An 11,918-nucleotide genomic window follows, 5' to 3' on the forward strand; every position below is an offset into this window, starting at 1 on the left:
GGACGCCGCCGGTCGCACGCCGTGCGGCGCAGCACCGGAAGCACGCCGAGCACCGAGAGCAGAGGCACACCATGAGCGCGACCCCTCCCGACGCCCCTCGACTGCCGCAGCGCGAGCGGCGCCGCGGTCCGATCATCACCACGATCGTGGTGGCGGCGGTCGTGGTGATCGCCGTGATCGCGACGCTGGTCCTCGTCAACCGCCCGAGCACCGGCGGCAGCCCGGCCGCGGCCGGCAGCAGCGCCGCGAGCGGCCGCACCGTGACGATCGGCATCGCGGACATCTCGCAGCCCTACTGGAAGACGTTCGCCGACCTGGCGCAGCAGCAGCTCGGCGTCACCGTGAAGTAGGTCAACTTCACCGACTACAGCCAGCCCAACCCGGCGCTGCGGCAGAAGCAGCTCGACCTCAACGAGTTCCAGCACCTGCAGTACCTCGCCAACTACAACGTGACGAGCGGCGACGACCTGCAGCCCATCGGTGCGACCGCGATCTACCCGCTGCCGCTCTACTCCGCGAAGTACGACGATCCGTCGAAGCTGCCCGCGAAGGCGAAGGTCGCGATCCCGAACGACGCCGTGAACGAGGCGCGGGGCCTGCTGGTGCTGCAGAGCGCGGGCCTGGTCACGCTGAAGAACGGCGGCACCGCCTTCTCGACCACGAAGGACATCGTGTCCGCGAAGATCGAGGTCCAGCCGGTCGACGCGTCGCAGACCGCGACCGCGGTGAAGAACGGCTCCGTCGCCGCCGCGATCGTGAACAAGAACTACGCGGTCGACGCGAAGCTGCCGAAGGACCAGATCATCGCCCAGGACGACCCGTCGTCCGCCGGCGCGGAGCCCTACGTGAACGCGTTCGTCGCCCGCAGGGCCGACGCGAAGGACCCGCTGCTGCTGAAGCTCGCGGCGCTGTACCACACCGCCGCCATCACGGACGAGGTCCAGCGGGAGAACGGCGGCTCGGCGGTCTTCGAGACCTGGAGCCCCGCCAAGCTGCAGCAGATCCTCGCGAAGGTCGAGACCGACGCGAAGGCCGCGGAGTAGCGCTCGAGCACTCGAGGTGGCCCGCCCCGCGATGGGCGGGCCACCCGCATGGAAGGAGGACCGGTGGTCGCCTCGGTCCGCATCGAATCGGTCTCGAAGACCTACGGCGCCGTCCGCGCCGTCGACGACGTGTCCCTGACGGTCGAGCGCGGCTCGATCGTCGGCGTCATCGGCTACTCGGGCGCCGGCAAGAGCACGCTCGTCCGCCTGATCAACGGGCTCGAGCGCCCCTCCGCCGGGCGCGTCTTCGTCGGCGACGACGAGATCACGGCGCTCACCGAGCGGCAGCTGCTGGCCGTGCGCCGCGGCGTCGGCATGATCTTCCAGCAGTTCAACCTGTTCCGATCCCGCACCGTCGCGGGCAACGTCGCCTACCCCCTCCGCGTCGCGGGCGTCGCGAAGTCCGAGCGGGACGCCCGGGTGGCGCGGCTGCTCGACTTCGTGGGCCTGCTCGACAAGGCGCACGCCTACCCGGAGCAGCTGTCCGGCGGCCAGAAGCAGCGGGTCGGCATCGCCCGCGCGCTCGCCACCGACCCGCACCTGCTGCTCGCCGACGAGGCCACGAGCGCCCTCGACCCGGAGACGACGGCCGACGTGCTCGCGCTGCTGCGCCGGGTCAACCAGGAGCTCGGGGTGACGATCGTGCTCATCACGCACGAGATGGAGGCGGTGCGCGCGATCGCCGACCGCGTGGTCGTGATGGACGGCGGCCGGGTCGTCGAGCAGGGACCGCTGTACGACGTGTTCGCGGCGCCCTCCTCCCCCGCCGCAGCGCGCTTCGTGCGCGGCGTGCTGCACGACCGGCCGAGCGCCGCGGTGCTGCAGCGCATCCGCGCGGCGCACGACGGCCGCATCATCACCGTGGCGGTGACCGACCGCCCGGGGCTCGTCGCCGCGGTCGCCCGCGCCCTCACCGGCAACGGCGTCGAGGCGGAGCTCGTGCACGGCGGCATCGGCGAGCTCGGCGGCCGCTCCATCGGTGCGCTCACCTACGCGCTCGCGGGCCCGGACGCGGCCGTCGACGCGGCGCTGACCGCCCTGCGCGACGCCGACCTCGCGTTCCAGGAGGAGGACTGAGACATGGACGGCTTCCTCGGCGACATCCCCGCCTACCTGACCGCGATCGGGCAGACCCTCTACATCGTCGTGATCTCGATGGTCGTCGCGGGCGTCCTCGGGCTGGTCCTCGGCGTCGCCCTCGCGGTCACGCGCCGAGGCGGTCTGCTCTCCAGCCCGACCGTCTACACGGTGCTGAACGTCGTCGTGAACATCGTGCGCCCGGTGCCGTTCGTGATCTTCGTGCTGGCGATCGCGCCGCTGACGATCGCGGTGCTCGGCACCTACCTCGGGCCGACCGGTGCGACCTTCGCGCTCTCGCTGTCGGCGGCGTTCGCCGTGTCGCGCATCGTGGAGCAGAACCTCGTCGCCGTGGAGCCGGGCGTGCTCGAGGCCGCCCGCGCGGCCGGCGCCTCCTCCCTCCGGATCATCGTCACGGTGCTGATCCCGGAGGGGCTCGGGCCGCTGATCCTCGGCTACACGTTCCTCTTCGTCGGCATCGTCGACATGTCGGCGCAGGTCGGCCTGATCGGCGGCGGCGGGCTCGGCGACTTCGCGATCACCTACGGGTCGCAGCGCTACGACTGGCCGGTCGTCTACATCACGGTCGCGACGATCATCGTCATCGTGCAGGTCGGCCAGTTCGCGGGGAACCGGCTCGCCCGGGTCGCGCTGCGCCGCTGACCTCGGATCAGGCGCCGAGCAGCAGGGACAGTCCGAGCGCGATCATGACGACGGCGATCAGGCCGTCGAGGACCCGCCAGGCGGCGGGGCGGGCGAGCAGCGGCGCGAGCAGGCGCCCGCCGAACCCGATGGCGGAGAACCAGAGGCAGCTCGCGGCGACCGCGCCGGCGACCCACCACCACCGCACGTCCGCCGGCTGCTGGGTGCCGACGGAGCCCAGGAACACGAGCGTGTCGAGGTACACGTGGGGGTTCGCCCACGTGAACACGGCGATCGTCAGCAGTGCGCGGACCGGGCGGACGGCGGTGCGCGGGCTCCGCTCGAGCACGCGGGTGCCGCCGGCTGCGAGCGACGGCGGCTCGCCCTCCTCCGCCTCCGCTCCCAGGCCGGCGCCGGTCGGCCGCAGCACGCGACGGACGGCGAACACGCCGTAGGTGAGCAGGAAGGCGGCGCCGGCCAGCCGCGCGATCAGCAGCGCGACCGGCACGTGCTGCACCACGACCCCGACGCCGAGCACGCCCGCGACGATGAGCACCGCGTCGGAGCCGGCGCAGACGAGCACCGCCGCGGCCGTCGTGCGGCGCGACGCCGTGGCGCTGAGCCGCAGGAGGTAGGCGTTCTGCGCACCGATCGCGACGATCAGGCCGAGCCCGGTCCCGAGACCGGCGAGGAGGGCGAGCAGCGGAGGCACGGCTCGACGGTACGGACGGTGCGTCCTGCAGTCGAGCTACAGCTTCTGAAGCTCCGTAAGCTGCGCTGATGCCGCGCTTCACATCGGACCACCTGGAGACGCTGCTCGCGGCGGTCGACACCGGCTCCTTCGACGGCGCCGCGAGGGCCCTGTCGATCACGCCGTCCGCGGTGTCGCAGCGCGTGAAGGCGATGGAGCAGCTGGCCGGCCGCGTGCTGCTGCAGCGCAGCGCGCCGATCCGCCCGACGGCCGCCGGCGAGACGGTGCTGCGGCTGGCGCGGCAGGTGCGCCTGCTCGACGACGAGGCGGCGCGGGAGCTCGACGGCGACGCCGCGACGGCCGTGCCCGTGCTCGCGCTCGCCGTGAACGCCGACTCGCTCGGCACCTGGTTCCTCGACGCCCTCGTCGCCGTCACGCAGCGGACGGAGGTGGTCTTCGACCTGCACCGCGAGGACCAGGACCGCACCGCGGTGCTGCTGCGCGACGGCACCGTGGTCGCGGCGGTGACGGCGGAGCGGAAGCCGGTGCAGGGCTGCCTCGCCGTGCCGCTCGGCGTCGACCGCTACCTCGCCGTCGCCTCCCCGGCGTTCGTGGCAGCCCGCCTGCCCGGCACCCGCTCCGACCGGGAGACCGTCGACCGCCTCGACCGCGTGCCGCTCGTCGACTTCGACCGCGCGGACGACCTGCAGCAGGGCTTCCTGCGGCGGGTGCTGGGCCACGCGCCGCGGTCCCCGCGCCACTTCGTGCCGTCGTCCGCGGACTTCGCACGGGCGGTCGAGCTCGGTCTCGGCTGGGGCCTGCTGCCGGAGGCCCAGGCGCTGCCCGCCCTGGCGGACGGGCGGCTCGTGGAGCTGACCCCGGGACGCCACGCGGACGTGACCCTGTGGTGGCAGCACTGGAACCTGGCGTCGCCGCTGCTGCAGACGGTCACGGCGGCGGTGCGCCGCACGGCCGGCGAGCGGCTGCGCCCCGTGCCCGGGACCTGAATCGCGTCGTTCCGCACCGTCGGCGCGTCGCTTCGCGCTGCGAGTCCGCAGGGTGTAGTGGCGTTCGCGAACCGATGTCGGTGGCATCGAACAGAATGACGAACATGCTCACCCACGCAGACATCCAGCTGCTCGAGTTCGAGGACACCCACCCTCGCCGGACCGGGCTCAAGAACGACGCGATCATCCACCGGCTCGGCATGAGCCCCGCCCGCTACTACCAGCGCCTCGAGCAGCTGGCCCGGCAGCAGACCGTCCAGGACCGCTGGCCGAGGCTCGCCGACCGGGTCGCCCGCACCGCGGACCGCAGGCGGCAGGAGCGCGCGCAGCTGCAGCGCTGGCTCTGATCGGCCCCGAAGCGACTCAGGTGCCGGTCGCCTCGACGGCCGTCCGCGGCCGGTCCACCGACTCGGGCAGCACGCGGCCCAGCACGAGCGCGCCCAGTGCTGCGACGACCATGCCGGCGGTCACGACGACGACCCAGAGCGTCGGCGTGCCGGTGCCGAGCAGCAGGCCCGCCATCGGCGGGCCGACGAAGCCGGCGACGGACCACGTCGCGGACCCGAGGGCGTTGTAGCGGGCGCGCAGGTCCTCGCTCGCGAGGTCGTTCGGCAGGCCGCCGGCCACCGGCGAGAACAGCGTCTCCCCCAGGCCGAACACCCCGAGCGACACCGCGAGGGCGACCGCCGCAGGCAGACCGCGCAGCGCCGGCGATGCGGCCAGCGCGGTGACGAGCCACGCGCAGGCCCAGAGCGCGGCAGCGGTGAGCAGCAGCCGGCTGCGCCGCCAGCGCCCCGTGAGCCGCACGACGCCGAGCTGGCACAGGACGATCGTCGCGGTGTTCACCGCGAAGGCGATGCCGACGGCCCGCGGCTCGGCCCCGGCGCTCGCGGTGGCGAACGCCGCCCAGGGCCCGTCGAGCTGCGCGTAGCCGAACAACGAGAACAGGAACGAGCAGAGCAGGAACCCGACGAAGGGCCGGTTCGCGAGCACGGTGCGGTACCCGCGCGACGGCGCGGGCGCCTCCCCCTCCGCTGCGGGCCGGCCGCGCACGCCGCGGAAGCCGGGGCTGTGCCGCATGCCGATGCCGACGAGCGCCGCGAACAGCAGGGTCGAGACCGCGTCCGCCAGGTAGACGAGCTGGAAGCTCGCGGGGTGCTGCAGCGACACGACCGAGCCCGACACGAGACCGCCGATCCCGATGCCCGCGTTCAGCACGCCGAACCGGAGGGCGTAGGCGCGCGTCCTGGCGACGGGCGGCAGCTGCGCCGCGACCAGGCCGTTCAGGGCGGGGAAGACGAGCGAGTTGCCGGCGGCCGTGCACGCGACGGCGACGAACGCCGCACCGGCACCGGCCGGCACGGCCAGCAGTGCCGTGCCGACGCCCTGCACCACGAGCCCGGTGACGAGCAGGCGGCCGAGGCCGACGCGGTCGCCGAACGCGCCGCTCAGCGGCGAGAGCGCGAACGCGGCCACCGCGCCGACCGCGACGACCGCGCCGGCGAGCGGCAGCGAGAGGTCTCGGACGCCGTGCAGGTAGACGAACAGGAAGGGCAGCGTCAGCCCGGTGCCGAGGGACGACACGAGCGTGCCGACCAGTGTCAGGCGCCAGGCGCGCCGCCCTGCCGCGAGGCGCGCGGGCTCCCACGTCTCGGTCACCACGGGAGGGTAGTCGGCCCGTCGGACGTGGATCCCGAGGCCGTCAGCCCCCCGCGTCCGCGGCGTCGAGCGGAGCGGGCGCCCGCCCGTCCTCGGCGAGCACCGCGTACTCCGCGATCGTCACGCCGAACCGCGCCTTGAACGACCGCGTCAGCTGGTCGCGGCTGGCGAACCCGAAGGTCTCCGCGAGGGCCCCGATGCGCGGCAGCCGGCGGCGCTCCCGCAGCTGCTCCGCGACGAGGTCCAGCCGGCGGTGCCGGATGTGCCGCGCGACCGAGGCGCCGTCGACGTCGAACACCGCGTGCACCCAGCGCAGGCTCACGCCGAACTCGGCGGCGATGGACCGGGGGCCGAGGTCCGGGTCGCTGATGCGCTGCTCGATGTGCTCGACCATGCGCCCGCGGAGGTCTTGCTCCGGCGTCGTCGGCACCGCCTCCTCGATCGCGGCGACGGCGAGCGGCCGGATCGCCGCGGCCGCTGCGGAGGTGGCGCCGCCCACCTCGGGGTCGAGGACCTGGTCGACGAGCGCGGTCAGCCCGACGGTGATGCGGTTCGGCGTCATCGGCCCGAACGCCGACGACGTCGCGTGCCGCACGTCCGCAGGCAGCAGTCCCGCCGGCACCACGACGCGGACGATCCGGGACGGTTCGGGCACGGAGAACCGGACCCCCTCCGCCGCGCTCATCAGGTGGATGGACCCGCACGGCGCGTCGATGACGGCGCCGCCGCTCCAGTACCGGGCCGAGCCCGATGCGACCCGCACCAGCACGACCGCGGGCGCGTCGTGCGCCGCGGGCTGCGCGCCGGAGATCGGGGACGTCGACCACTCCCCGAGCTGCACCCCGTCCACCGTGGTGTGCCGCCACGTGGCGGTGAACGCCGCTGCGTCGGGCACCGCGAACCGGCCTCCGCGGCTCAACCGCTGCAGCCCGGTCGCACCGTCCATCTGGACGACCGGCACCCTCGAATCCGTACTCGCGTCCATCGTCTCCCAGCTCCTGCGCCGACGACGCGTGGCGCCAAGCATGGCGGAGCGGAGGTTGCATCCGATGACGCGGTCGCGAAGCGGCCAGGATCGGCGCGCGGATCCGCCACCCGGAGTCGCGGTGGAGCGGGAGGGACGGAGCGGCTCCGCCGCGCCCCTCCCGCCCGGTCGACTACTTCGCGCCGGCCTTCGACAGATCGGCGAGGGCGACGGCCGCGGCGAAGTACTTGTTCTTGCCGAGGTCGCCGACGGTCTTGATGTTGAACGCGGACTTCAGCGCCTCCGCGTCGCTGTCGCTGACGCCGGCGAGCGCGGCCACCGGCGCGTCCAGGATCTCCTGCAGCGAGGACGACTCGTAGGCCTTGTCGAGCAGCGAGTCGAGGTTCACGGATACGGCCATGTGCGGCTTCCTTTCGTCGGACGTCACGCCTGTGACGCTGCCACCGTGGCCGCGGGCGATGGACGGCGACTGTGAGCGCGCCGACGACGATCGTCCGTCCCGGCCGCGGACTCCGGGAGGAACGACGAAGGGCCAGGGGAAGCCCCTGGCCCTTCGCACTGCGGTACACCCCCCGGGACTTGAACCCGGAACCCACTGATTAAGAGTCAGTTGCTCTGCCAATTGAGCTAGAGGTGCGCACGGCCGCTCAGCGACCGGAGACCAAGATTAGCAGACACGAGAGGATGCATCTCATGACGGACACGACAGCCCGCCTCGCCCCCGGCGACCAGGCACCCGACTTCACCCTTCCGGACTCCACCGGCGCCGCGACCTCCCTCGCGGACTACCGCGGCCGCAAGGTGGTCCTGTACTTCTACCCGGCCGCCATGACCCCGGGCTGCACCACCGAGGCGTGCGACTTCCGCGACAGCCTCAACTCGCTCGAGGGCGCCGGCTACCAGGTGCTCGGCATCTCCAAGGACCAGCCGGCGGAGAACGCCCGGTTCGCGGAGCAGGAGGCGCTGAACTTCCCGCTCCTGTCCGACCCGACGCTCGAGGTGCACCGCGCCTTCGCCGCGTTCGGCGAGAAGTCGCTCTACGGCAAGACGGTCGAGGGCACGATCCGCTCGACCTTCGTCATCGACGAGCAGGGCCGGGTCAGCCTGCCCCTCTACAACGTGAAGGCGACCGGCCACGTCGCGAGCCTCCGCAAGAAGCTCCACATCGACTGACCGGTCAGCGCCGGTTCGTCGCCTCGCGGACGGAGCGGGACAGCAGCAGCACGATGGCGAGCGCGGCCGGGACGATCGCGATGAAGGCGAGTCCCGGCTGCGCCCCGTCGCCCTGCAGCGCGTAGAGCCCGACCAGCAGCTGCACGACCTGCCACACGAGCCCCGACGTGCGCGACCACGGCCGGGCGCGGTACGTGCCCACCGCGACGAGCGCCAGCAGCGCCGCCGCGAGCAGCAGCGTCCCGGCCACGCCGTACGCCGTCTGGGGGTAGGCGCTGCCGGGTCCGGCCGCTGCGCCGAGGACCGCGAGGACCAGCAGGCCGAGCGCTTCGAGCCCCTCGACCACCGCCACGACGAGGAGGCCGACGGGACGGACGGGTGCGGACGGACCGGAAGTGCTCACAGACACATCAAACCGCGACACCCTTGATCCCGGTTCGGTGCTGTGTCACCATGTTTCCGGTTCGTTTCGATGCCCCCGAAGTCGTGGGCATACGGTGAGGCGGACAGGAGGAACGGGCGACCGTTCCTCTTGTGCTGTCCGGGGCTGTTCCAGCCTAGGCCTCCCTCCACCCGGAGAACATCGAGCGAACGCCGTCTGCCCGGCGCCGTCTGCTGCCACCGGGACAACTGAACCCATGAAGGAGCGCCCCGCGCATGGACTGGCGTGACCGATCTGCTTGCCTGACCGCCGACCCCGAGCTCTTCTTCCCGGTGGGGAACACCGGCCCCGCCGTGGACCAGATCGAGCGCGCGAAGTCGGTGTGCGGCCGCTGCACCGTGACCGAGTCGTGCCTGCAGTACGCGCTCGAGACCAGCCAGGACTCCGGCGTCTGGGGCGGCCTCTCCGAGGACGAGCGCCGTGCGCTGAAGCGCCGCGCCGCCCGCGCCCGCCGCTCCGCCTGACCCACCTCCGCAGCGTTCAGGGGGCCGGCGCACGGCTCGTGTCGGTTCCCTGAACGACGGGCGTCCCGCCGACGATCACTCGGTGAAGTTGAACGGGACCGCGATCGTCACCTCGGTGCCGCGACCGGACATCGTGTGCCAGTCGATCAGGCCGCCGAGCTCGCCCTCGATCAGCGTCCGCACGATCTGCGTGCCGAGGCCGGTGCCGACCTTGCCCTCCGGCAGACCGACCCCGTTGTCCCGCACCGAGACCGTGAGGCCCTCCTCCGCGCGGTGCGCGGTGATCACGACGTTGCCCTCGCGGCCGTCGAGCCCGTGCTCCACCGCGTTCGTCACGAGCTCGGTCAGCGCGAGCGCCAGCGGCGTCGCGTAGTCGCTCGGCAGCACCCCGAACGCCCCGCGCTTGATCGGGTGCACCCGCGTGTGGTGCGTCGAGGCGACCTCGGTGATCAGCATCAGCACCCGGTCGAACACGGCGTCGAAGTCGACCGTCTGGGCGAGGCCCTGGCTGAGGGTGTCGTGCACGACCGCGATCGCCGACACGCGCCGCGTCGCCTGCGCGAGCGACTCCCGCGCCTCCTCGGAGTTCGAGCGCCGCGCCTGGATGCGCAGCAGCGACGCCACCGTCTGCAGGTTGTTCTTCACCCGGTGGTGGATCTCGCGGATGGTCGCGTCCTTGGTGATGAGCTCCTGCTCCTGGTGACGCAGCTCGGTCACCTCGCGGCACAGCACGATCGCGCCGACGCGCTCGTCGTCGTGGCGCACGGGGATCGCGCGGATCGACAGCGTCGAGCCGCGGGCCTCGACCTCGGTGCGCCACGGCGCCTTGCCCGTGACGACGACCGGCAGCGTCTCGTCGACGCCGAAGCGGTCGGGCAGCAGCTCGGTGACGACCTCCGCGAGGTTCTGCCCCTCCAGCTCGCCGGAGAAGCCGATGCGGTTGAAGGCGGACAGCGCGTTCGGCTCGCGAACAGCACGGTGCCGTCGACGTCGAGGCGGATCAGGCCGTCGGAGGCGCGGGGCGCGCCGCGGCGGGGCGCGGTCGGCGACGCGAGGGTCGGGAAGTCGCCCGTCGCGATCATGCCGAACAGGTCGTTCGCGCAGTCGCCGAAGGTGAGCTCCTGCCGGCTCGGCATCCGCGCCTCGGAGAGGTTCGTGTGCCGCGACAGCACCGCGATCGGGCCGATCGTCTGCTGCGGGCCGGCCGACGGCGAGGTGCGCCGCAGCACCGGGACCGCCCGCACGCGCGTCGGCGTCTCCTCGAACCAGTCGGGCGCGGACGAGTCGAGGATCGTGCCGCGCTCGAAGGCGTCGGTGACGAGCCGCTTCCAGTCCGGCTTGATGACCTGGCCGACGAAGTCGCGGTAGAAGAGCGTCGCGGCGGACGACGGCCGGGCGTGCGCGACGGCGACGAACTCCCCCTCCGCCGACGGGGTCCACAGCACGATGTCCGCGAACGCGAGGTCCGCGAGCAGCTGCAGGTCGCCGAGCAGGGCGTGCAGCCAGTTGAGGTCGTCCTCGCTGGACCGGCCGTGCGCGCTGACCAGCTCGCTCATCGTGGGCATCGCTGGATTCTACGGACGCCGCTCCCCCGCTGCTCGCCCTCGCGGACGCGGCGGCCGAGGGCTCAGCGGGTGCGGCGCAGGCGGTACACGCCGTCGGCGTCCTCGACCTCGCCCGCGTTGACGAGCCGGGCGACGACCGCGCCGAACGGGTCCGGCTCCCCCATCGACGGCAGCGCCTTCCGGTCCAGGTCCTCGGCGGGCAGCGCGGCTCGCAGGTCCGCGAGCGTCGCCGGCCCGCGGGCGAGCCGGGCGCGGATCCGCTCCGCGACGTCCTCGTCCGCCACCGTCAGTCCCGGCGGGCGAGCAGGTGGGCGTTGAGCGCGGCGGTGAACTCGGCGTCGATCGCGCGCTCGACCCCGTCGATCGCGCGGATCGGCGCCGCGTTGCGCACGCTCGAGAGCAGCCAGAGCGCCTCGGCGGACTCGAGGGCGTCCTTCGGCAGCACCTCGTAGGAGGTGGTCATCCCCCGGCTGCGCGCGAACCGGAAGGCCTCCGCCTGCGTGGTGCCGGCCAGGATGCCGAGGCTGGTGGAGGGGGTGATCAGGCGGTCGCCCTGCTTGATCAGCAGGTTCGAGGTCGGTCCCTCGAGCAGGAAGCCGTCGGAGCTGACGAACAGCGCGTCGTCGGCGCCGCGGCGCTTCGCCTCCCGCAGCGCGGCCATGTTCACCGCGTAGGACAGCGTCTTCGCGCCCTGCAGCAGCCACGGCAGCTCGCCGACGCCGTCGTGCGGCAGCCCCCGGTCGAGCACCACGACGCGCACGCCGTTCGCGCGGGGGCCCGAGTTGTCCGGCGAGGGCGCGCCGAGCACCCACCCCGTCGGGTGATCCGTCCCCTCGACGCCGCGCGTGTAGACGAGCTTGACGAAGGCCTCGCGGTGCTCGGCGAGCCGCTCGGCCACGGCGACGACGGCAGCGCGCCAGGCGCTCCCGTCCGGCTCGGGCATGTCGAGCATCGCGGCCGACCGGGCGAGCCGCGCGAGGTGCGGGTCGAGCGCCTGCGCCCGGCCGGAGCCGACGCCGATCGTCTCGAAGACCCCGTCGCCGCGGGTCGCGCCGAGGTCGAGCACGTTCAGCAGCGGAGCGGCCGGGTCGGCGAAGCGGAACGGCTCCGCCGCCTCCCCACCGGTCTCGGGCGCGGTCAGGACGGCGAGCACTCTGTCGGGCACGGCTC

The 11,918-nt window shown here is 73.3% G+C and carries 14 protein-coding genes, 1 tRNA gene and 2 pseudogenes; 8 read left to right on the forward strand and 9 right to left on the reverse strand.

Annotation, left to right across the window (positions count from 1 at the left end):
• Nucleotides 1–71: 71 nt before the first annotated feature.
• From ABEA53_RS13530 to ABEA53_RS13545, 4 genes and pseudogenes are all read left to right on the forward strand, one after another.
• Nucleotides 72–350, forward strand: a complete 279-nt coding sequence (locus ABEA53_RS13530; protein ID WP_345481779.1) for a hypothetical protein — start codon at nucleotides 72–74, stop codon at nucleotides 348–350.
• 12 nt (nucleotides 351–362) lie between these two features.
• A pseudogene (locus tag ABEA53_RS13535) lies at nucleotides 363–1,043 on the forward strand (MetQ/NlpA family ABC transporter substrate-binding protein); the annotation flags it as partial.
• Between the two features lie 63 nt (nucleotides 1,044–1,106).
• A complete protein-coding gene (locus ABEA53_RS13540) occupies nucleotides 1,107–2,120 on the forward strand; it encodes a methionine ABC transporter ATP-binding protein (RefSeq protein ID WP_345481780.1) in 1,014 nt (337 codons plus the stop codon).
• Between the two features lie 3 nt (nucleotides 2,121–2,123).
• Complete coding sequence (locus ABEA53_RS13545) at nucleotides 2,124–2,783, forward strand: methionine ABC transporter permease (protein ID WP_345481781.1); 660 nt, start codon at nucleotides 2,124–2,126, stop codon at nucleotides 2,781–2,783.
• Between the two features lie 7 nt (nucleotides 2,784–2,790).
• Here the strand turns inward: ABEA53_RS13545 and ABEA53_RS13550 are convergent, their stop codons facing one another.
• Nucleotides 2,791–3,474 (reverse strand): LysE/ArgO family amino acid transporter, encoded by a 684-nt coding sequence (locus tag ABEA53_RS13550; RefSeq protein WP_345481782.1) that lies wholly within the window; start codon nucleotides 3,472–3,474, stop codon nucleotides 2,791–2,793.
• 68 nt (nucleotides 3,475–3,542) lie between these two features.
• On the opposite strand from ABEA53_RS13550, the gene ABEA53_RS13555 reads away from it, so the two are divergent.
• Both ABEA53_RS13555 and ABEA53_RS13560 read left to right on the forward strand, forming a co-directional pair.
• On the forward strand, nucleotides 3,543–4,460 hold the full coding sequence (locus ABEA53_RS13555; RefSeq protein WP_345481784.1) for a LysR family transcriptional regulator ArgP: 918 nt from the start codon (nucleotides 3,543–3,545) through the stop codon (nucleotides 4,458–4,460).
• A 104-nt stretch (nucleotides 4,461–4,564) separates the two neighbouring features.
• Nucleotides 4,565–4,807, forward strand: a complete 243-nt coding sequence (locus ABEA53_RS13560) for a DUF3263 domain-containing protein (RefSeq protein WP_345481786.1) — start codon at nucleotides 4,565–4,567, stop codon at nucleotides 4,805–4,807.
• A 16-nt stretch (nucleotides 4,808–4,823) separates the two neighbouring features.
• Here ABEA53_RS13560 and ABEA53_RS13565 read toward each other — a convergent pair whose 3' ends face one another.
• The 4 genes from ABEA53_RS13565 to ABEA53_RS13580 all read right to left on the reverse strand — a co-directional run bounded on the left by ABEA53_RS13565 (nucleotide 4,824) and on the right by ABEA53_RS13580 (nucleotide 7,741).
• On the reverse strand, nucleotides 4,824–6,119 hold the full coding sequence (locus tag ABEA53_RS13565) for an MFS transporter (protein ID WP_345481787.1): 1,296 nt from the start codon (nucleotides 6,117–6,119) through the stop codon (nucleotides 4,824–4,826).
• 43 nt (nucleotides 6,120–6,162) lie between these two features.
• Entirely contained in the window at nucleotides 6,163–7,080 is a 918-nt protein-coding gene (locus ABEA53_RS13570) for a helix-turn-helix domain-containing protein (protein ID WP_345481788.1), read from the reverse strand.
• 196 nt (nucleotides 7,081–7,276) lie between these two features.
• Nucleotides 7,277–7,504, reverse strand: a complete 228-nt coding sequence (locus ABEA53_RS13575) for a hypothetical protein (protein ID WP_345481789.1) — start codon at nucleotides 7,502–7,504, stop codon at nucleotides 7,277–7,279.
• A 164-nt stretch (nucleotides 7,505–7,668) separates the two neighbouring features.
• Nucleotides 7,669–7,741, reverse strand: a tRNA-Lys gene (locus ABEA53_RS13580).
• Between the two features lie 56 nt (nucleotides 7,742–7,797).
• On the opposite strand from ABEA53_RS13580, the gene bcp reads away from it, so the two are divergent.
• Nucleotides 7,798–8,277 (forward strand): thioredoxin-dependent thiol peroxidase, encoded by a 480-nt coding sequence (gene bcp, locus ABEA53_RS13585; protein ID WP_345481790.1) that lies wholly within the window; start codon nucleotides 7,798–7,800, stop codon nucleotides 8,275–8,277.
• Between the two features lie 4 nt (nucleotides 8,278–8,281).
• Here bcp and ABEA53_RS13590 read toward each other — a convergent pair whose 3' ends face one another.
• Nucleotides 8,282–8,680, reverse strand: a complete 399-nt coding sequence (locus ABEA53_RS13590) for a hypothetical protein (protein WP_345481792.1) — start codon at nucleotides 8,678–8,680, stop codon at nucleotides 8,282–8,284.
• Between the two features lie 254 nt (nucleotides 8,681–8,934).
• On the opposite strand from ABEA53_RS13590, the gene ABEA53_RS13595 reads away from it, so the two are divergent.
• On the forward strand, nucleotides 8,935–9,183 hold the full coding sequence (locus ABEA53_RS13595) for a WhiB family transcriptional regulator (RefSeq protein ID WP_345481793.1): 249 nt from the start codon (nucleotides 8,935–8,937) through the stop codon (nucleotides 9,181–9,183).
• A gap of 75 nt (nucleotides 9,184–9,258) precedes the next feature.
• Here the strand turns inward: ABEA53_RS13595 and ABEA53_RS13600 are convergent.
• The 3 genes and pseudogenes from ABEA53_RS13600 to ABEA53_RS13610 form a co-directional block, all read right to left on the reverse strand.
• Nucleotides 9,259–10,748, reverse strand: a pseudogene (locus tag ABEA53_RS13600) (sensor histidine kinase).
• Nucleotides 10,749–10,810: 62 nt separating this feature from the next.
• Nucleotides 10,811–11,032, reverse strand: coding sequence for a hypothetical protein (locus ABEA53_RS13605; protein WP_345481794.1), 222 nt, complete (start codon nucleotides 11,030–11,032; stop codon nucleotides 10,811–10,813).
• A gap of 2 nt (nucleotides 11,033–11,034) precedes the next feature.
• Complete coding sequence (locus tag ABEA53_RS13610; RefSeq protein WP_345481795.1) at nucleotides 11,035–11,913, reverse strand: aminodeoxychorismate lyase; 879 nt, start codon at nucleotides 11,911–11,913, stop codon at nucleotides 11,035–11,037.
• Nucleotides 11,914–11,918 lie beyond the last annotated feature (5 nt).

Origin of the sequence: Amnibacterium soli (assembly GCF_039544415.1) — a bacterium.
GTDB lineage: Bacteria > Actinomycetota > Actinomycetes > Actinomycetales > Microbacteriaceae > Amnibacterium > Amnibacterium soli.